Origin of the sequence: Senegalimassilia faecalis, from assembly GCF_004135645.1 — a bacterium.
GTDB classification, from domain to species: Bacteria; Actinomycetota; Coriobacteriia; order Coriobacteriales; family Eggerthellaceae; genus Senegalimassilia; species Senegalimassilia faecalis.
On record NZ_SDPW01000001.1, the window covers coordinates 1,216,663 to 1,236,774 of the forward strand.

Annotated in this window: 16 protein-coding genes; 12 read left to right on the forward strand and 4 right to left on the reverse strand. The window is 60.5% G+C overall.

The window, feature by feature from the left end:
• Nucleotides 1–347: 347 nt before the first annotated feature.
• Nucleotides 348–1,199, reverse strand: coding sequence for a TrmH family RNA methyltransferase (locus ET524_RS05070; protein WP_129423777.1), 852 nt, complete (start codon nucleotides 1,197–1,199; stop codon nucleotides 348–350).
• 119 nt (nucleotides 1,200–1,318) lie between these two features.
• Between ET524_RS05070 and mazG the strand changes: the two genes are divergently transcribed.
• The 3 genes from mazG to ET524_RS05085 all read left to right on the forward strand — a co-directional run bounded on the left by mazG (nucleotide 1,319) and on the right by ET524_RS05085 (nucleotide 4,487).
• Entirely contained in the window at nucleotides 1,319–2,251 is a 933-nt protein-coding gene (gene mazG / locus ET524_RS05075; RefSeq protein WP_129423779.1) for a nucleoside triphosphate pyrophosphohydrolase, read from the forward strand.
• A 224-nt stretch (nucleotides 2,252–2,475) separates the two neighbouring features.
• The gene (locus ET524_RS05080) at nucleotides 2,476–3,246 is read left to right on the forward strand and encodes a GTP pyrophosphokinase (protein ID WP_236648255.1); all 771 of its coding nucleotides are present in this window, start codon (nucleotides 2,476–2,478) and stop codon (nucleotides 3,244–3,246) included.
• Between the two features lie 113 nt (nucleotides 3,247–3,359).
• Nucleotides 3,360–4,487 (forward strand): aldo/keto reductase, encoded by a 1,128-nt coding sequence (locus ET524_RS05085; RefSeq protein WP_129423781.1) that lies wholly within the window; start codon nucleotides 3,360–3,362, stop codon nucleotides 4,485–4,487.
• A 238-nt stretch (nucleotides 4,488–4,725) separates the two neighbouring features.
• Here ET524_RS05085 and ET524_RS05090 read toward each other — a convergent pair whose 3' ends face one another.
• Nucleotides 4,726–5,169 carry a GatB/YqeY domain-containing protein gene (locus ET524_RS05090; RefSeq protein ID WP_129423783.1) on the reverse strand — a complete coding sequence of 148 codons (444 nt, stop codon included), beginning with the start codon at nucleotides 5,167–5,169 and terminating at the stop codon, nucleotides 4,726–4,728.
• Nucleotides 5,170–5,329: 160 nt separating this feature from the next.
• On the opposite strand from ET524_RS05090, the gene trhA reads away from it, so the two are divergent.
• The 6 genes from trhA to ET524_RS05120 all read left to right on the forward strand — a co-directional run bounded on the left by trhA (nucleotide 5,330) and on the right by ET524_RS05120 (nucleotide 10,599).
• The gene (gene trhA, locus ET524_RS05095; RefSeq protein ID WP_129423785.1) at nucleotides 5,330–6,136 is read left to right on the forward strand and encodes a PAQR family membrane homeostasis protein TrhA; all 807 of its coding nucleotides are present in this window, start codon (nucleotides 5,330–5,332) and stop codon (nucleotides 6,134–6,136) included.
• 45 nt (nucleotides 6,137–6,181) lie between these two features.
• Nucleotides 6,182–7,069, forward strand: a complete 888-nt coding sequence (locus ET524_RS05100; protein ID WP_129423787.1) for a hemolysin family protein — start codon at nucleotides 6,182–6,184, stop codon at nucleotides 7,067–7,069.
• Complete coding sequence (locus ET524_RS05105; RefSeq protein WP_129423789.1) at nucleotides 7,066–8,043, forward strand: PspC domain-containing protein; 978 nt, start codon at nucleotides 7,066–7,068, stop codon at nucleotides 8,041–8,043. The genes ET524_RS05100 and ET524_RS05105 overlap by 4 nt, the downstream gene beginning before the upstream one ends.
• Nucleotides 8,044–8,357: 314 nt before the next feature.
• Complete coding sequence (locus ET524_RS05110) at nucleotides 8,358–9,167, forward strand: CMP-2-keto-3-deoxyoctulosonic acid synthetase (protein ID WP_129423791.1); 810 nt, start codon at nucleotides 8,358–8,360, stop codon at nucleotides 9,165–9,167.
• A 91-nt stretch (nucleotides 9,168–9,258) separates the two neighbouring features.
• Entirely contained in the window at nucleotides 9,259–9,918 is a 660-nt protein-coding gene (locus tag ET524_RS05115; RefSeq protein WP_129423793.1) for a potassium channel family protein, read from the forward strand.
• 9 nt (nucleotides 9,919–9,927) lie between these two features.
• On the forward strand, nucleotides 9,928–10,599 hold the full coding sequence (locus tag ET524_RS05120; RefSeq protein ID WP_129423795.1) for a potassium channel family protein: 672 nt from the start codon (nucleotides 9,928–9,930) through the stop codon (nucleotides 10,597–10,599).
• Nucleotides 10,600–10,780: 181 nt separating this feature from the next.
• Here ET524_RS05120 and ET524_RS05125 read toward each other — a convergent pair whose 3' ends face one another.
• Nucleotides 10,781–11,431, reverse strand: a complete 651-nt coding sequence (locus tag ET524_RS05125; RefSeq protein WP_201738675.1) for an MOSC domain-containing protein — start codon at nucleotides 11,429–11,431, stop codon at nucleotides 10,781–10,783.
• 237 nt (nucleotides 11,432–11,668) lie between these two features.
• On the opposite strand from ET524_RS05125, the gene purB reads away from it, so the two are divergent.
• A complete protein-coding gene (gene purB / locus ET524_RS05130) occupies nucleotides 11,669–13,012 on the forward strand; it encodes an adenylosuccinate lyase (protein WP_129423798.1) in 1,344 nt (447 codons plus the stop codon).
• A gap of 244 nt (nucleotides 13,013–13,256) precedes the next feature.
• Here the strand turns inward: purB and ET524_RS05135 are convergent, their stop codons facing one another.
• Nucleotides 13,257–14,663, reverse strand: a complete 1,407-nt coding sequence (locus ET524_RS05135) for an aminopeptidase (RefSeq protein WP_129423800.1) — start codon at nucleotides 14,661–14,663, stop codon at nucleotides 13,257–13,259.
• 252 nt (nucleotides 14,664–14,915) lie between these two features.
• On the opposite strand from ET524_RS05135, the gene ET524_RS05140 reads away from it, so the two are divergent.
• Nucleotides 14,916–18,233, forward strand: a complete 3,318-nt coding sequence (locus ET524_RS05140; protein WP_129423802.1) for an ABC transporter ATP-binding protein/permease — start codon at nucleotides 14,916–14,918, stop codon at nucleotides 18,231–18,233.
• Nucleotides 18,234–18,499: 266 nt separating this feature from the next.
• Nucleotides 18,500–19,906: a sodium-dependent transporter gene (locus ET524_RS05145; protein WP_129423804.1), complete on the forward strand. Its 1,407-nt coding sequence runs from the start codon at nucleotides 18,500–18,502 to the stop codon at nucleotides 19,904–19,906.
• Nucleotides 19,907–20,112 lie beyond the last annotated feature (206 nt).

The following is a 20,112-nucleotide window of genomic DNA, read 5'->3' on the forward strand; positions in this document are numbered from 1 at the left end:
AATCGGGTGCGATAACGGTCGATAACGTTAGCCGAGACAAGATCAGGGGAGTAGGTAATTGTACAGAAAATGGGAAAATGGGGACAATCCGTTACCGAGAACAAGGCGGGCGCAGCATGTCGGTGGGCGGGGGAGGCATCGTCTTCGCCAACGTCTTCCTGTGCATAGGCGTGGTACGTGGCGTATGCGGCGACTCTTGACGCTGTTGGGGGGTGCGCTGATGGGGTGAATGCACCGTACGCGATACGGGGTTGCGGGGCTTCCTGGTGGAAACTGCAACGGTGTTTTGCGCTTGCTGCCATTCCGGCGGTGATGTGCGTGGCGATACCGAAGCGTGCGAGTCGCCGCTACCTGACGCGCAGCTCCCAAAAAGCTACAGCGCTTGCGGCCGCAACGTTGAGGCTGTCAACCTGGTGCGCCATAGGGATGCGAACGGTGTAATCGCAGTTCGCGATGGTGTGCGCCGCAAGGCCGTCGCCTTCCGTGCCAAGCACAAGCGCGAGTTTTTCCTCGGCTGCCAGCTGCGGGTTGTCAAGCGAAATGGAGTTGTTGGAAAGCGCCAGCGCGGCCGTTTTGAACCCCAAGCTGTGCAACAGCGGAATGCCGTCGTGCGCCCACGAGCCGGTGCCCGTTGCCCCCGAGTCGGCCCCGATACGAGCCCAGGGAACCTGAAACACCGTGCCCATGGAAACGCGCACAGCGCGACGATACAGCGGATCATAGCAAGCTTGCGTAACCAGCACGGCGTCAATGCCCAGGGCTGCGGCGCTACGGAAAATGGCGCCGACGTTCGTGTGGTTCGTGATGTCCTCAAGCACGGCAACGCGGCGCGCCCCGCGACAGACGTCCTCGACGCTGGCGGGCACGGGACGGCGAAACGCGCCCAGAGCGCCGCGCGTAAGCTCAAAACCTGTCAGCTTCTTTAGCTGTCCGTGCGGCAGAATGAAAGCGGGTAGGTCAAGACCGGGGTAGCGCCGGGAAATCTCGTCGATAATGGGCTGCATGCCCGCAAGGAACTTCTCTTCCATAAGCAGCGAAAGCGGCTGCATGCCACCGGCTACGGCTCGCTCGATGACCTTGGACGATTCGGCGATGAACATGCCTTTTTCGGGTTCCAGCTTGTTGCGCAGCTGCACTTCCGTCAGGCGTGCGTAGGCGTCAAGGCGCGGGTCGTCTATGGTTGGCACGTTGATGATCATGACGTTCTTTCTCGCAAGGGTTGTTGGCTTCATGATACCCGATGCTCGTGTGGGAAGCGTGCACGCGGGGCAAGGGTATACTCTTGCGGAAACAACATTAGCGTTGAGAGGAGCGGCATATGGAGCAGGAGAAGCAGCATTCGGAAGCGCTCGAGCGTGCGGCGCATCCCGTGCGGCACGAGGACTTCGACCGGTTCGTCGCCACGATTTCGGCGTTGCGCGCGCCGGACGGGTGCCCGTGGGATCGCGAGCAAACGCATCAGTCCATAGCGCACAATATGATCGAAGAGGTCTACGAAGCGGTTGATGCAATTGAATCGGGCGATGCGGCGCACCTTCGCGAAGAGCTTGGCGATGTGCTGCTGCAGGTGGTGTTGCAAAGTCAGATTGCCTCTGATCAGGGGGAATTCGATATTGATGACGTTGCGGCGGATGTGAACGCGAAGATGGTGCGCCGTCATCCGCACGTGTTCGGTACTAGCGAGGCAACGGATGCGGCCGAAGTGCTGAGCCTGTGGGACCAGGTGAAGCTGGCGGAAAAGAAGGCGGCGGACGAGAACGCTGCGCGGGCGGGCTCCGCAGATGCCGGCGATCATGGCGAGCTGGAGAAGCCGGCAGGGCTGCTTGACGGGGTGCCGGTGAGTTTTCCGGCGCTGATGCAGGCGCAGAAGATTTCGCGCAAGGCGGCCGCCGCCGGGTTCGAGTGGGATACGCTCGCCGATGTGTGGGACCAGGTCGAAAGCGAAATCGACGAGCTGAACGAGGCCTATGGCCAGGCCCCGAAAGCGGCGAACGGCAAGGTAGAGGGCGACCCCGAGGCAATGGCGTGCGTGGAGGAAGAGCTTGGCGACGTGCTGTTCAGCATGGTTAACGTTGCTCGTCGCATGGGCGTAAACGCCGAGAACGCGTTGCGGGCAAGCTGCCGCAAGTTCCGCGGGCGCTGGGCTGCCATGGAGCAGATGGCGTTTGAGCAGGGCGTTCGCCTTGAAGACGTAAGCACGAAGCAGCAAAACGAGCTGTGGAAGCTTGCGAAGGAACAGGAGCGCAGGTAACGGCTACACACTTGGGTCATTTTGTGGCTGCATTCGCCCTATTCCTCGGATTTTGGGGAAATGGGGAAGGGTAACGGCTTGGTTCTAAACGCCGGAGAAGGCTCGAACCCGCCTGCAGTGGGGTATGATGGTTTCGACACAATTCGCGCCGCATTCTTGGAGGGAACGCGGCGCGCGTTTTGGCGCGGAGGGTCCAAAACGCCACCATGAAGGAGCCATCGATCATGACAATAACCGGTGAAGCCGCAAACGCCGGCAATTTAGCGGGGCGCACTATCGACGATAGCGCGAAAAAACAGCTGCCTATTCCGAACGTGCCCGACCTGAACGCATTCAACGTCAACAGCGATCTGCACGTGAATCAGGAAAGCATGGAAACGCTGCACAAGGCCAGCGTCGAAACCATGTCCATCATGCAGAAATACAAGGCCGCCATGCGCGAGATGAAGGTGCGTTTGGAGATTCTTGACCAGGACTTGAACCTGAAGAAGCACCGCAATCCCATTCACCATATCGAAAGCCGCCTGAAAAGCCCGGCCAGCATTTACGAGAAAATCGGACGCTACGGCTACGAGCCCACGCTTGAGAACATGGAGCGCTACATCCTAGACATCGCGGGCATTCGCGTTATCTGCCCGTACATTCAGGATGTGTACAGCCTGTTTGAACTGCTCAACAGGCAAGACGACCTGGAAATCGTGAAGGTGAAGGACTATATTGCCGCCCCGAAGCCTAACGGGTATCGCAGTTTGCACGTTATCGTGCGCATCCCTGTGTTCTTCATGGACAAGAAGGAGTCCATTCCTGTTGAGATTCAGCTGCGTACGCTGGCCATGGATTTTTGGGCCAGCCTTGAGCACGACCTGAAGTACAAGGCCGTCAGCGAAGTGCGCGGCATTGATGCAAGCAGCGAGCTGAAGGATTGCAGTCGCATCATCGAGGAAGTTGAAACGCGCATGCAGGTGCTTGCCGGCGCCCTTGAACCCGAGGAATAACAAGTGAAAGTCGAAAGCGGCCGGGTGTGACGCTCGGCCGCTTTCGATTTCCTGCGCCTTGACTTGAAGCTGACTCCAATGGCTATCATGAAATGCAACGAGAGGAGCATTTCATGAAAGAAGAATACGCTACGGTGCCGAAGCTGGGCTTTGGCTGCATGCGCTTGCCGCTGACCGACCCCAAAGACGTCACCGCTATTGACGTTGAGCAGGTCAAACAGATAGTGGATGCGTTTATGCAGGCGGGTGGTACGTATTTCGATACCGCATTCGTGTACCACAACGGCCAGTCCGAGGTTGCGCTGCGCGAGGCGCTGGTGGAGCGCTATCCGCGCGAAAGCTTCACCATTGCCACGAAGTGCCTGGCCTGGGCGCTTCCCGACGCCGAAACAGCGAAGGCGTGCCTGGACGCGTCGCTTGAGCGCTTGGGCACTGACTATGTGGACTACTACCTGTTGCACAACGTAGGCGGCGAGCGTACGAAGAAGTTCGACGACTTCGGTTTGTGGGAATGGGCGCAGGAGATGAAGGCGGCTGGCAAAATTCGCCACGTGGGCTTCAGCATGCACGATGGCGCCGATACGCTTGAGGAATTGCTGCAGGCGCATCCGGAGGTGGACTTCATCCAACTGCAGGTGAACTACCTGGATTGGGAAAGTCCTGTTGTCCAGGCGCGCCGCAACATGGAGGTCGCGCGCAAGTACGACAAGCCTGTTGTGGTGATGGAACCGGCGCGCGGCGGTCGTTTGGCCGACCTGCCCGAAGCCGTGGCCGCGCCGCTTCTGGCTGCTCGCCCCGACCTCAGCCAGGTGTCGTGGGCGTACCGCTTCTGCTTCAACCAGCCCAATGTCATGACGGTGCTTTCGGGCATGTCGACGCTTGACCAGGTGAAACAGAACGTAGCGGAATGGCGTGAGCACGGTGGCGCGTTTTCGGCCGAAGAACAGGCGGCGCTTGACGCGGCGCGCGATGTGCTGGCCGCTATGTCTACGGTGCCGTGCACGAATTGCCGCTACTGCGTAAAGGATTGCCCGCAGCAGGTTGCCATCCCCGAGATCATGAACCTGTTGAACTTGGAAATCCAAACGGAGAACACCGAGTTCGCCAAGCAGCAGTACAGCTGGCAGGCGGCTCCGGGCCGCGCGAGCGACTGCATCCAGTGCGGTGCGTGCGAATCCATGTGCCCGCAAAGCATCAACATCATCGAGCAGCTGGAAAAAGCTGCCGACCACTTCGAGTAATCGGAGGGACGCAAAAGGCCCGGCATATGCCGGGCCTTTGTTGCGCGCACGTCGGTTGTGGGTGGTTTGGCCGGCGCGCGTGCGGCGTGCCGCCTTGCGAACCTGGTCTTTTGCGAGGCGGCGCGCGCCTCGACGGCCTGAAACCGCCCACAACCGACGGGGTGGCGGCTGATGCGGCCGCAAAACACGACCAAACCGTCCACAACGCTGCGTTTGACGCGGCGGGCGGGCGCCGTGCTTACGAAAGCTTGCCGCCCAGCTCCTTTGCCGCTGCGGCCTTATCGAAGTTGCCGCCGGTGCGCTTCGTGAGCTCGCCCATCACGCGGCCCATCTCCTTCTTCGTGGTAGCGCCGGTTTCTGCCAGCACGGTGTCGATGAGCGCGGACAACTGCTCGCCGGACAGCTGCTGGGGCAGCAGCTCTTCAAGCATCTGAACCTGCGCGGCCAGCGTGTCGGTGCGCTCCTGGTTGTTGCCGGCTTTGATGGAGCCCTCCAGCGTTTCTTTCGTTTGCTTGATAACGCGCTTCGTCATGTCGTTGACGTCTTGTTCGGTGATTTCGCGGCGCTCGTTGACCTCGATGTTCTTGATCTCACCGTGTACTTGGCGAAGGATGGACAGGCGCACCTTGTCGTGCGCCTTCATGGCCTGCTTGATATGCTCTTTCAGCTCGTCGTATTGCATGTTTGCTCCTTGCGTGCGTATCGGGGGCGCTTGTGGCGCCTTTATCTCGCTAGCTAGTATAACCCTGCGCGCAAGCGGGCGCGCTTCCGTTGCGCAGCCGCATTGCTACGGGTGCGCAACGGAATTATCGGGCGCGGCCGGCGTATGGTATAAAGGGCGTATGGATACTGAAACAACACTCAACGCATCGCCGGCGCCCACCTGCGGGGAGGGCTCGCCCGCGCCTGCTCACGCATGGACGCCATCGCAGCTTAAGCCGCGCAATTTGCGCGAAGCGAAGGCGCGCCGCAACGAGCCGACGGCAACATCGGCCAACGAGCACAACAAGAAGCACAACGTGCGCGAATACACGCTGGGTGAGGAAATCGCCAATTCCGTGTCGCACGGCATCGGCGCGCTGCTGGCCATTGCCGCCATTCCCATTTTGGTGGTGAAGGCGGTCAGCCATGGCGGTGGAATCCTGCTGTTCGCCGCGCTGGTGTATTCGCTGACCATGCTGCTTGAGTACACCATGTCCACGCTGTATCACGCCATTGCGGTCGACAAGGCCAAGCGCGTGTTCAAGGTGCTCGACCATAGTTGCATCTATTTGTTCATTGCCGGTTCATATACGCCGTTTTGCCTGATCACGCTTGCGGATGCGGGCGGCGTGTGGCTGTGCGCGTTCGTGTGGGCGCTTGCCATTGCCGGCGTGGCGTGCGAGGCGTTCTGGGTGTTTCGCCCACGTTGGATTTCGGCGGTGCTGTACCTGGCCTTGGGCTGGGCTATCGTGTGGTATTTGCCGGCGCTTGTTTCCGCAATCCCTACGGCAGGTTTGTGGCTGCTGGTCATCGGCGGCGTGTGCTATTCAATCGGGTGCATCTTCTACGTGTTGAAAAAGGTTCCGTACATGCACTCCATTTTCCATTTGTGGGTTGTGGCGGGAAGCGTGTTGCAATTCCTGGCGGTAGTTTTGTATGTCATGTAGTCTGTCTCTTTAAGGAAAAGGACGAAAAGGGAAGCGGTTTAACCCATGAGCGGCAAAATCGAAGACGGCGACAGTAGCAAGCAAGGTTTGAAAGGCTTGTTCGGTTTTTTGGGCGCGCAAAAGCGCCAGACGCCCTCGGCGGAAGAGGAAATCAAGGATTTCGTTGCGGACAGCGATGAGCTGCTCGACGACGAAAAGCGCATGATTCACGAGATTTTGGATCTTGGCGACATGGACGCGGGCGAGATTATGACGCCGCGCGTCGATATGATCTTGGTCGAGGACACCGAAACCGTGCGGCAGGCGGTTGATCGCATGATGGGCACGGGCTATTCCCGCCTTCCGGTGTTTCACGAAGACATCGACCGCATCGTGGGCATCGTCCATTACAAGGATTTGGTGCCGCCGGTGCTGGACGGCAAAGGCGACGATTTGGCGGTTGACTACGCGTTTGAGCCGCTGTTCATTCCGGAATCGAAAGACGTGTTCCCCCTGCTGACCGAGATGCAAACGAAACGGCAACAGATGGCCATCGTTGTTGACGAATACGGTGGCACTGATGGTTTAATTACCGTTGAGGACATCGTTGAGGAAATCGTGGGCGAAATCATGGACGAAACGGATCGCGAGCGTCCCGTCATTAAGCAGGAAGGCCCCGACGCATGGCTGGTCGATGGGCGTTTCCCGGTGGAAGACGCCGTGGAAATGGGCTGGCCGCTTGCCGAGTCTGAGGACTACGAGACCATTGCCGGCTGGGTGCTTAGCATGCTGGACACCGTGCCGCAGACGGGCTACTCGTTCGAGAAAGACGGTTTCCGCTTCACGATTCATTCCATGCGTCGCCGCCGCATTTTGGCGGTGCGTGTTGAGCGCGTGGCGAATATGTGCGATGACCAGGAGAAACGAAACGGAGCAGGTCAGGAGGAGCGGTGACGGAGAGGCGCCATCTCTACCGGTCGCGCAATGCGCTGGTTGGCGGCGCGTGCGCCGGGATTGCGGAGCGGCTTGATGTCGACCCGGTTGTCACACGTATTTTCTTCGTGGCGTTTTCTGTGTTGACGCTGGGATTCGGGGGGTTTCTCTACCTGGCGTTGTGGGCGGTTTTACCGAAGGCTCCGAAGCGGGTGCGGCCCGTTGACGTTGAGCCGCAGCTTGTACATTCCGATACGTTTGGCGTGGTGGACTGTCGCAGCGCGCGCGGCCGCAGCGCGGCGGCCGCGCGTTTGGCTCAGGCGCAGCCATACGTGAGCGCGGCGCACTTGCCGCCGACGCCGCCAAGTGCCGCGCGGCAGGGGGGCGCATTGTCTCCTGAGGTTGGCGAGCCTGGCGCATCGATGGACGTTGCGGGCGCCGAACAGCTTGCGGGCGGCAATCGGGAAAGCGTTACGGGTGCCGTGCTTACACGGCCGTCGCTTTTGCGCATTTGCCTTGCGCTGTGCGCGGGGTGCTTGCTGGTGACGGTTGGCGTGTCCATTGCCGCTTCTGCTGCAATTCGCGAAATCGCCTGGTGGCAATGCTGGCCGCTGTTCTTTATTGTCTTGGGGATTGTGCGCATGGCGGTTCCTGTGCCGGGCAACGCAAGCGCCGCGGCATTTCTGCTTGGCGTCACGCTTGCTTCGGCGGGCTTGCTGTTGCTCCCCATAAGCGTGGGGATTGTGGCGTGGGATTCGCTTGAAGCCATGACGGAAGGGTTGTGGCCGCTGCTGGTAGGCGCTGTGGCGCTACTGGCGTTTGGACTGCATGCGCGTTCGGTCACGCCCGTGCTTGTTGCGACGCTGCTGGTGGTGATGTTCTGTGTGTTGGGGCTGCTGCTGTATGCCGAGCCGGGTACGTTGCGCACGGTGACGCTGGTGACGCCGCTTGGTCGCGAGTACCAGGTGTTCCTGCCGTTCACGTTGTTCCGGTAAGCGATTCTCGCACGAAATTGCGCCCACCGCTGCAGTTTTTGTAACGTCTGTTCGCCGGAGCCGTGGATTTCTGGGCCGATTTCGCTGGCTGCAAATCTCAAGCACTCACCTGGGAAAATGCTGAAACGCCATTTGTCAATCGAACAAATAGTGGAGGGCATCTCCACATAATTTGGCTCTGACGAGGGGCTTCGGTAAAATATACCTGTCAAAAACAGCATAACGCCCTTCATGACAGCAATCCATTTCACAACGTAACACGCTGTCGCCGCTTCGGCGGCCTGGGGTCGTGCGCTGTGATCGAAAGGTATTGTTTGAAGAAACGAAATGCACATCCGAAAACAGGGTTGGCGCTGAAAGTCGCCGGCCTTGCTTGCGCTTCGTGCGTGCTTGCCGGTTGCCTTGGCGTGGGGTTCGCCACCGCCGCAAACGGCGTTTCCCATGACATGCAAACGTTCGGTATCAGCGAAACCAGCACGCAAGCCGGCGCTTCCGGCTCGGCCGAATCGCTTTCCGACAAGGCTAACGACGCATCTGCCACGGCAACGTCGCGCCTGGCCACGGCCAGCACGCGCAACATCTCCAAGGGCGTTGCGGCCATTGAAGCCGAGGAAGAAGCTGCCCGCCGCGCTGCCGAGGAGGCCGTGCGCATCGAGGATCAGGCGCACACCGATGCTGCCCTGGCGAATCGCGCAGCGCAGCTTTCGCGCGATCCGGGCGCGGGCCTGACGGGGCTTTCCGAGGTTGACTGGAACGTCAGCAAAGTCGATTTCGTTAGCGAATGGAGCCAGCGCATCGACAATTACCTGGCAGGCAGCCCGCTTGCCGGTTATGGCGCAGCGTTCGCGGAAGCCGCCTGGGAAAACGGCGTTGATCCGCGTTTTTCGCCGGCCATTTCCAACACGGAATCCACGAAGGGTCTGAACTGCTTCCGCAGCCACAACGCGTGGGGTTGGATGGGCAACACGTCGTGGGGCAGCTGGAGCGAGTCCATCAACGCTCACGTGCAGGGTTTGGCGAAGGGCTACGGGTACACTATTTCCTTGGCCAACGCGAACAAGTACTGTCCGCCAACATATGAGGACTGGTACGCGAAAACGCTTGCGCAAATGGAACTGATTTAGCGAAAGGCGGCTTGCGGGTCGCCTTTCTTGCTGTTAGGCGCGCCTTGCCTTTTGCGCTATTCTGTTGCGTGGACGTAAGGAAGGATGATGCATGAGCAACGTTATTGTGGTGGGATGCGGCCGCGTGGGCTCGCAGCTTGCCAACATGCTGTCCGATAACGGCAGCAACGTGTGCGTGATCGACCGCAACGTGGACGCGTTCGCCAACCTGGGGCGCAACTTCAACGGCTCGACCATTCAAGGCGTGGGCTTCGACGAGGAAACGCTGGAGAAGGCGGGCATCGAAGACTGCACCGTTCTCGCGGCGGTGACGCAGCTGGACAATACGAACCTCATGTGCTGCGAGGTGGCAAGCCGCCTGTTCGACGTTCCGCACGTTATTGCGCGTCTGTACAACCCCGACCACGAGCGCGCGTACATGCAGCTGGGCATCGACTATGTGTGTGGCACGTCGCTGGTGGCAGAAGACGTGTTCAGCAAGGTGGTTTCGGGCCACGGGGCGCACCTGGACACGTTCGGCGAATTCGAGGTACTGCGCTTCTCGCTGAACCTTAGCTGGATGGAGAAGAGCACCATTCGCGTGTCCGAACTTGAGCGCGACCACGACATTCGCATCGTGGCGTTCGAGCGCGGCGACGGCAGCGCAAGTTCCATTCCCACCAGGGAATCTATTCTTTACAACGGCGATTCGGTGCTGGCGTGCGTGCGGCACGAGCTGATCGAGTCGTTCTCGAAATACATTCAGGATTAGGGGCGCACAATGTACGTGGTGATTGCCGGCGGCGGCAAGATTGGCGAATATCTGGCAAACGTGCTGCTGCAAAGCGGCAATGACGTGACCATCATCGAGGAGGACCTGGACACGGCTGACCGCTTGTCGGTGGTGCTGCAGGGTCGCTACCTGGTCATTCACGGCGACGGGTGCGATTCGAAGTTCCAGGAAGACGCGGGCATTCGCCGCGCGGACGTGTTTGTTGCCACCACGGGCCAGGACGATGACAACCTGGTGTCGTGCGAAATTGCGCAGCGTGTGTTCAACGTGCCGCGCTGTATTGCGCGCGTGAACAGTCCGAAGAACCTGCGCATTTTCCACGAGGTGGGCATCGAGTGCGTGTCGTCTACCACGCTGATTGCGAACCTGATCGAAGAAGAAACGCTTCTGGGCAGCGTGTCGGTTGCCTCGTCGCTGACGCACGGCAACGTGATGCTGACGGAGGTGGTGGTGCCGCGCATGCGTCATCATTCCAACGACGCCGGCGTGCTGGCGTCGGCCATTCCCATGCCGCCCGACAGCCTGATTGCAGCCGTGGCCTCGCACGATAACGTTGAAGTGACAAACGAGGACACGGTGCTGTTCCCTGGCGACAAGGCCATCGTGGTGGCCGACAACGAAGCCATCGATGAAGTGCGTGTCGTGTTCAAGACACTGTAGACAACAAGGCGGCGAAGGGATTGGGGCAGATGCCGCCAAAGGCAGGCTCGGGAAACGCGGCCTTCTTGGCGGCGGTGTGCGCTCCGGCGTCCGCGATACCTGGCAACTCGGACTAGCGAAGCAAAAAAGAAGGGAGCCAAACGGCTCCCTTCTTTTTTTGCGCGTAACTTGTGGTCTGCGCTTAGCGCGGCGTGTTCGCCAGCTCGTCAAGCGCTTCCTGCGGCGTGTACTCGCACGTGCCATCGCCCAGCTTCACCACGTCGATGCTGTCACCGGCCTTCACCTGACCCGTGGTCAGCGCCACGAAGAAGATGCCCTCGCGCGGGAAGATGCAGTCGCCGGCCAGGTAGTAGATGGCGCACTTTTGGTGGCACACCTTGCCCTGCTGGGACAGCTCCAGCAGCACGTCGTCGCCGATTTTGATTTGCGTGCCCAGTGGCAGCGCCATAAGGTTGATGCCTTCGGTGGTGATGTTCTCGGCGAAGTCGCCTTCCTTCACGTCCAGGCCGCGGGCCTGGGCTTTCGCGATGGATTCCCAAGCAAGCAGCGAAACCTGGCGGTGCCATTCTCCGGCGTGCGCGTCTTCGGCCACGCCATGGTGCGCTTCGATGGTAACCGGGCCGTCGACTACAGTTTTGCGCGTGCCCTTGCGTTTGGAAACGCATACGGCGCGCACGGTGCCATGCGTGGTGCTTTCGGCGTCAGGGCCTTCCATGCGGCCCTTTTCCACGATGTTGACCTGGTCGTTTGCCGCCTGGCGCGCGGCGCAATCCGCATCGCAGGCAGCGCAGGCGTTCGGCAGCTGATTATTCTCGTCGCAATTCTGCGTCATGTGTCCCCCAATAAACCTAGTGAATAGCTAGGGGCATACTAGCATACTGGCGCACAAATCGGCGAAGGTGCATACCGAATCCGCGAATGGATGATCGTGATCGAAGAGGCCTTCCCGGGCAACGCGCGAGCGTTGCTGCGTGCGTAAACCATCTGCAGAAACGCCTGGTACATGCCGCTGCGCAAGGCGCCTGCGGTATTATGGCCCTATCCACTAGCAAGCGCGAAAGGGGTCGTTGTGATCAACCGCTACACGCGCCCGGCCATGGGCGCCATCTGGGAGCTTCAGAACAAGTTCTCCATCTGGAAGGAAATCGAGGTGCTGGCGTGCGAAGCGCAGGCCGAGCTGGGTCAGGCCGGCATCACGAAGGAGGAGGCGCAGTGGATTCGCGACCACGCCGACTTCACGGTTGAGCGCATCGACGAGATCGAGCAGGTGACGAACCACGACGTCATCGCCTTCACCACGTGCATGGCCGAGTACATCGACGCCGACGTTCCCGAGGGCAAGGAAAAGCCCAGCCGCTGGGTACACTACGGCATGACGTCGTCCGACCTGGGTGACACTGCGCTGTCGTACCAGATCACGCAGGCAATCGACATTATCCTGGACGATGCGAAGCAGCTGGGCGAAACGTGCAAGCGTCGCGCGTTCGAGTTCCAGAACACGCTGTGCGTGGGCCGCACGCACGGCATCCACGCCGAGCCCATGACGTTCGGCATGAAGTTCGGCAGCTGGGCATGGGCGCTCAAGCGCGCGCAAACGCGCCTGGAGCAGGCCCGCGAGGTTGCCGCAACCGGCGCCATCTCCGGCGCGGTGGGCACGTACTCCAGCATCGACCCCTACGTTGAGCAGTACGTGTGCGAGAAGCTGGGCCTGACGCCCGACCCGCTGTCCACTCAGGTGCTGGCGCGCGACCGCCACGCCCAGGTCATGTGCGCGCTTGCTTGCGCCGCGGCCACGCTGGAATCCATTGCCATGCAGGTGCGCCTGCTGCAGCAAACCGACGTCATCGAGGCGGAAGAGCCGTTCAAGAAGGGCCAGAAGGGCTCGTCGGCCATGCCGCACAAGCGCAACCCCATCACGGCCGAGCGCGTGTGCGGCCTTGCGCGTTGCGTGAAGGCGAATGCCCAGGTGGCGCTTGACAACGTGGCGCTGTGGTTCGAGCGCGACATCAGCCATTCCGGCACGGAGCGCGTGGCGCTAGCCGACAGCTTCATCGCGCTGGACTACATGTTCGGCAAGATGCAGTGGATGCTGGATGGACTGCAAACGTATCCAGCGAAGATGGAGCACAACGTGTGGCGCACGAAGGGCCTCATCTTCTCCAGCAAGGTGCTGCTGGCCCTGGTGAACACGGGCATTACGCGCGAGGATGCCTACGTTATCGTGCAGCGCAACGCCATGGCGGTGTGGGAGGATATCCAGAACGCCGTGGACGGTCCGACGTATCGTGAGCGCCTGGAGGCCGACCCCGAGGCGAAGCTGTCGAAGGAAACGCTCGACGAGATTTTCGACCCGTGGGATTTCCTTACGCGCAAGGACGAAGTGTTCAAGCGCCTGGAGGGCCTGGAGTTCTAACTGTTTCGTCGGCCTGCCGGCCGACGAATTTGCTCGACGCTGTGGAGCCCGATGGCACCCGGCCTTGCCCGCTGTACAGCACGCTGCGCGTACCGAAGTACGCTTGGTGCTGCGGCGGGGCAATTCCGGGCATCCTCGGGCTCCTCGCTGACGTTGGTGGGCCTGGGATTTGTTCCAAGGAGATGCGTAAACGAATAAAGCCCCCGCAATTGCGGGGGCTTTTTGCTGCTGGTGTTTGTGCAGGTTAGGCGCGCAAGAAGGCTTCGTAGCCGCGTTCGGCTTCGTAGATGTCGGCCTTGCTGGTGGCTTCCCAGGGGCTGTGCATGGAAAGCACGGCCACGCCCGAATCGATGACGTCCATGCCGTACTTCGCGGGGATGTACGCGATGGTTCCGCCGCCGCCGGCATCGACTTTGCCCAGCTCGCAGGTTTGGAACTGCACGCCGGCGTCGTCCATGATTTTGCGGATGCGGGCCATGTACTCGGCGCGGGCGTCGTTGCTGCCCGACTTGCCGCGCGCGCCGGTGTACTTGTTGAACACCAGGCCGCGGCCCAGATAAGCGCTGTTCTTCGGCTCGAATACGCTGGCGTAGGCCGGGTCAAGGCCGGCGGACACGTCGGAGGACAGCATGGCGGAAGCGGCCAGCGCGCGGCGCAGCGGCAGCATGCCGCCCTCGCCGGCAAGCTCCATGATCTCGGCGATGGTGTTCTCGAAGAACTGCGACGCCATGCCGGTGGCGCCCACGCTGCCGATCTCTTCCTTGTCCACTAGCACGCACACGCCCGTGCGGTCGAGCTCGTCGCCAGCAACGGCCAGCTGCGCCACCAGCGACGTATAGGCGCACACGCTGTCGTCCTGGCCGTAACCAAGCACCATGGAGCGGTCGAAGCCCAGGTCACGGGCGCGTCCGGCGGGCACCACTTCAAGCTCGGCGGACAGGAAGTCCTCTTCCTCGACGCCGTACTTCTCGTTGAGCAGCTTGAGCGCGAACGCCTTCACCGGCTCCTTCTGCTCCTCGGGCTCGCCTTCGTCGTTGCGCACCACCAGCGGGCGGTTGCCTACCAGGATGTCGAGCGCTTCGCCTTCCACGACCTCGTTGGCTTTCTTGCCCATCTGCTGATTCGCCAGGTGAATGAGCAGGTCGGACACGCAGAACACGGGGTCTTCCGGGTCTTCGCCGATCTTCACGTCCACAACGCTGCCGTCCTTCTTCGCCACCACGCCGTGCAGCGCCAGCGGGATGGTGACCCACTGATAGTGCTTGATGCCGCCGTAATAGTGCGTGTCCAGGAAGGCGAAATCGTTGGACTCGTACAGCGGGTTCTGCTTCACGTCCAGGCGCGGGCTGTCGATGTGCGCGCCCAGGATGTTCATGCCCTCGGTGAGCGGGCGAGCGCCCAGCTGCACCAAAATGACGGCCTTGCCGCGCATGGTTGCCCACACCTTGTCGCCTGAAACAAGTTTGCGACCTGCGGCGATAGCGTTGTCCAGACTTTCGTAGCCCGCGGCCTCGGCGCTGCGGATGGCCGCAGCGGCAAACTCGCGCTCGGTTTTGTTCTCGGAAATGAAATCGATGTAGCTTGCACCAAGCTGCTCAAGCTCGGCAAGCTGGTCTTCGTCGTAGCGCTTCCACGCCGACTCGCGTTCCATACACGCTCCTCACGTTCGGGATTGTCGTTCGCAGATGATACTACGCCAACCGCTCCCGCCGCGCCAGCGCGTGACGGGGCGGTGGTTGTTCGGTTGTCTGAAGGTTACAGATTCCGCGCATTTGGCGAAGGTGGGGATTGCAAGCTGAGCGCTGGGGGATAATCGGGAAGATTGCCAGCCCGAAAACGGCCTTGCGCGATGCGCCTTGCGGTGCGCGCCGGCTGAGGGAAGCTCAACTTCGAAAGGCGCTTCATGCTGCAACTGATAGACGTGTGCAAGTCTTACACGGTGGCGGACTTCACGCAAACGGCGCTCGACCACGTGTCGGTGGCGTTCCGCGACAACGAGTTCGTGGCCGTGCTTGGCCCGTCGGGCTCGGGCAAGACCACCATGCTCAATATCATCGGCGGCCTTGACCATTACGACAGCGGTAACCTGCTTGTCGACGGCGTGTCCACACGCGAGTACAAAGACCGCGACTGGGACACGTACCGCAACAACCGCATTGGCTTCGTGTTCCAGGCATATAACCTTATTCCGCACCAAACCATTTTGGAGAACGTTGAGCTGGCGTTGACGCTGTCTGGCGTTTCGCGTGGCGAGCGTCGCCAGCGTGCTGTTGAGGCGCTGGGCCGCGTGGGCTTGGGCGACCACATCAACAAGAAGCCTAGCCAGCTTTCCGGTGGTCAGATGCAGCGCGTGGCCATTGCCCGTGCGCTTATCAACGATCCGGAAATCCTGCTGGCCGACGAACCCACCGGCGCGCTGGACTCCAAAACCAGCGTGCAGATTATGGATCTGCTGACCGAAATTGCCAACGACCGCCTGGTCATTATGGTCACGCACAACCCTGAACTGGCCGAACGGTATGCCACGCGCATCGTCACGCTGGCAGACGGCGTCATCCGCAGCGACACGCGCCCATTCGACCCTGCCGCCGAAAACGAGCCGCGCCGCGAGGCCAAACAAGCGCGCCGCACCAGCATGTCGTTTTTGACGGCTCTGTCGCTGTCGTTCAAGAACCTGTTGACGAAGAAGGGCCGCACGCTTATGACGGCCTTTGCCGGCAGCATCGGCATCATCGGCATCGCCGCCATCTTGTCGCTGGCTAATGGCGTGAACAACTACATCGCCAATGTCGAAGAGAACGCGCTTTCCGAATACCCGCTGCAAATCCAGGACCAGGGCTTCGACATGACCAGCATGATGGGGCTTGGCGCCGACGGGTCGGGCGATTCGACGGATGCGTCCTCGGGCAGTCAGTCGTCCGATGGCGATTCCGGCAAGCCCGTACACGAGTCGAAGATGATTGCGAATACATTCGACAGCATCGGCAGCAACGACCTGGCATCGTTGAAGGAGTATTTCGATTCGGGCGAATCCGACATCGACCAGTACGTCAGCTCCATCGAATACGGATACAACGTCACGCCGCAGATTTTCGGTCCTGACACGTCCGATGGCGTGCGCCAGGTTAACCCCGACAAGTCGTTCGGCAGCATCGGCTTGGGCGCCGGCACGGCATCGAACGGCATCATGTCGTCGATGATGAGCACGAACATTTTCTACGAGCTGCCGAACAACATGAACATGGCTGAAAGCCAGTACGACGTTGTAGCCGGTCATTGGCCTGAAAGTTACAATGACATCGTGCTGGTGCTCACGCCGAACGGCAATGTCAGCGACTTCATGCTGTATTCCATGGGCCTGCGCGACCATGCTGAGCTTGACGATATGGTGCGCGCCTTCGCGAACGAAGAAGAGGTTGACGCGCCTTCCGATACGCTGTCGTTTACGTACGACGACCTTATGAACGTGGAGTTCAAGCTGGTCAACGCCACGGGCTTCTACCAGTACGATGACGAGTACGGCGTGTGGAAGGACAAGTCGGGCGATTCCGACTACATGAAGGGCCTTGTTGACGGCGGCGACACCTTGAAGATTGCCGGCGTGGTCAAGCCGAAGGAAGACGCGCGAATCACGTCGCTGAAGGTGGGCCTGTATTACCCGACAAGCCTGGTGAACCACCTCATCGACCAGGCAAACGACACGCAAATCGTGAAGGATCAAATCGCGAATCCGTCGAAGAACGTCATTACGGGCAAGTCGTTCGCTGAAGAAGAGGACGAGGCGAAAGACGGCAACCAGCTTGATATGTCCAGCTTGTTTACCATCGACGGCGAGAAGTTGCAAAGTGCGTTCACATTTGATGAAAGCGCGTTGACGTCGGGCCTGGAGGGGGCTGATCTGTCCAGTAGTTTGGACCTCTCTGGCATGAATCTTGACCTGTCGAACATGCCTGCGTTCGATGCGTCGTCCATCAGCATTGACCCGTCCGCTATTGACCTGAGCAGCATGAATCTAGACTTTAGCGGGTTGGACATTAACCTCGACGGCGCGCAGCCTACCATCAAAACCGATGCGCTTACTCAGGGCGTCATGGCGGTGGTGCAGGGGTATCCCGCATGGCTTACCGGCCAGCTGTCCGAGCATCCTGAGTACGCGACGGATCAAAACGCCGCCATTGCCGCCTACCTTGCCGACCCCACCACGCAAGCGGCTATGCAAGCCGCCATTGCCGGTTCTATCGATTTCAGCGGCATGACTGACCAGATTAAGCAGCAGCTGCAGACGCAAATTGGCCAGCAGCTGCAGCAACAATTGCTGCCGGCGCTGACGCAGGCCATCTCGCAGCAGCTGCAAACGCAGCTGGCAAGCGCGGTCGCCCAGTACATGCAAACGGCCATGACCCAGGTGATGACCCAGTTCAGTGGCGCAATCCAGCAGCAAGTCTCCAGCGCCATGAGCGGCTACATGTCCACGCTTTCCGCGAATATGTCCAACGCCATGGGCATCGATGAATCGGCGTTTGCCGATGCGTTCCAAATGAACATGGACGAAAATGACCTGGCTGAGCTCATAGCCAGCCTTATGTCCACGGAAACCAGCAGCTATGACAACAACATGAAGAAGTTCGGCTGGGCCGATTACGCGAAGCCTGCCAGCATCGATATCTATCCGAAGGACTTCGATAGCAAGCAAAGCGTCATCGACATTCTTGACGGCTACAACGATCGCATGAAGGTCGACGGCGATGACGCAAAGGTGGTCAGCTATACCGATATCGTTGGCGCGCTTATGAGCTCGGTTACCACCATCGTGAACATGATTAGCTATGTGCTGGTGGCGTTCGTGGCCATCTCGCTGGTGGTCAGCTCCATCATGATCGGCGTCATCACGTACATCAGCGTGCTTGAGCGCAAAAAAGAAATCGGCATCCTACGCTCCATCGGCGCCAGCAAGGGCGACATCAGCCGCGTATTCAACGCCGAAACCATTATTGTGGGCTTTACGGCGGGCGTCATTGGCATCGGCCTGACCGCGTTGGGATGCATTCCGGCGAACGCCATCGTGTATTCCCTGTTCAACGTAGAGAACGTGGCTATCTTGCCGTGGCAGGCGGCCATCGTACTTGTTGCCATCAGCATGTTCCTGACGTTCTTGGCGGGCCTGATTCCCTCAAGCGCGGCAAGCCGCAAGGACCCGGTGGAGGCGCTTCGCTCCGAATAGGGGGCTCGGTAGGTTTGGGACATCGCGGTGAGGGGTGTGCCTTCGCTGCGATGTCCGCTGATGCCGGCGCAGTGCGAAATTTGTCGCGGCGCGCCGGCCGAAGCGCCCGCCCTGTCGGCGGCGGCAACGGTTTTCTCCCCGTCACGTCGCTAGCAGCTTTCGTGCGTTTCCGCTACACTGCAAGGGTTGATTGTGCGCGCCCGGCGTTTCGCAAGAACGCCGGGCGCTTTTTGTGCATACCGTTCATCGCGCGGTTTGGAGGGCGAATGGAACGCGAAAAGTTCGGAAGCCGCCTGGGCTTCATTCTGGTAAGCGCCGGTTGTGCCATCGGTTTGGGCAACGTGTGGCGCTTCCCCTACATCACCGGCGAGTACGGCGGCGCGGCGTTCGTGCTGATGTACCTGGTGTTTTTGGCCATTTTCGCCTTGCCGGCGCTCATCATGGAGTTCGCCGCCGGGCGTGCCAGCCAGCGCTCCATCGCGCGCAGCTACAACGAGCTGGAACCCGCGGGCACGAAATGGCATGCGTTCAAGTGGCTCGCGCTTGCGGGCAACTACCTGCTCATGATGTTCTACACTACGGTGGGCGGCTGGATGCTTGCGTTCGTGGTGAAAAGCGCCACGGGCGAATTCGTGGGGCTTGAAAGTTCCCAGGTGGCCGACGTGTTCAACGGCCTTTTGGCCGACCCGGTGCAGTTGACGGTGTACATGCTCATCATCGTGGGCGTGGGTGTGGGCGTTACCCGCGCGGGTGTGCAGAAGGGCGTCGAGCGCGTGACGAAGGTCATGATGATGGCGCTGTTCGTGGTGCTGCTAGCCTTATGCGTGCGCGCGGTTACGCTGCCGGGCGCTGCTGATGGCCTGCGGTTTTACCTCATGCCCGATTTCAGCAAGATGTTCGCCGGCGATACGCTTGCCCAGCAGCTGGCAACGTTTGGCGACGCGGTATACGCGGCCATGGGTCAGGCGTTCTTCACCGTGTCGGTAGGCATGGGCGGCATGTCCATTTTCGGTAGCTACATTGGCAAGGACCATACGCTCACTGGCGAAGCTGTGCGCGTGGCGGGGCTCGATACGTTGGTGGCTCTGATGGCGGGCCTGGTTATCTTCCCGTCGTGCTTCGCGTTCGGCGTGGAGCCGGGTTCGGGCCCGGGCCTGGTGTTCATCACGCTGCCCAGCGTGTTCAACGAGATGCCGCTTGGCCAGTTGTGGGCCGTGCTGTTCTTCGTGTTCATGACGTTTGCGGCCCTGTCTACCGTCATTGCCGTGTTCGAAAACATCATGAGTTTCACCATGGACCAATGGGGCACGCCGCGCAAGAAGGCGTGCCTGGTCAACGGTGTGTTGCTGGCGGTGCTCAGCCTTCCGTGCGTGCTGGGATTCAACGTGCTTGCGGGCGTTAGCGTTCCGGGCATCGGCGACATCCAGGCTATCGAGGACTTCCTAGTGTCGAACAACATCCTGCCGTGGGGCGGCTTGCTGCTGGTGTTGTTCTGCACACGCAAAAACGGCTGGGGCTGGGAAAATTTCCTGGCCGAAGCCGATACGGGCAGCGGCTTGAAGTTCCCGCGCTGGGCGCGCGGCTACGTGTCGTACGTCATTCCCGTTGGTATGCTTATCGTGTTCGCACTGGGCTATGCGCCCATCGTGGCGAAATGGGTGGGGCTCGGATAGCTTTGCGTTTGCGGCGGGCTACCTCGCTTTTCGCGTGCTGTTCGGGCGTTTCGCCCTCTGCGAAAGCCGCTTCGCCGACGCGTGGCCTAGCTACGCGCGACGCGGCCGCTAAAAATCCAAACGTTCGCGATGCCGCTGGCTTGGTGCCGGCGGCATCGCGCGTTTTCGGGCGCGTTGTCCGTGACTTTCTTCATAATCGCCGCTAT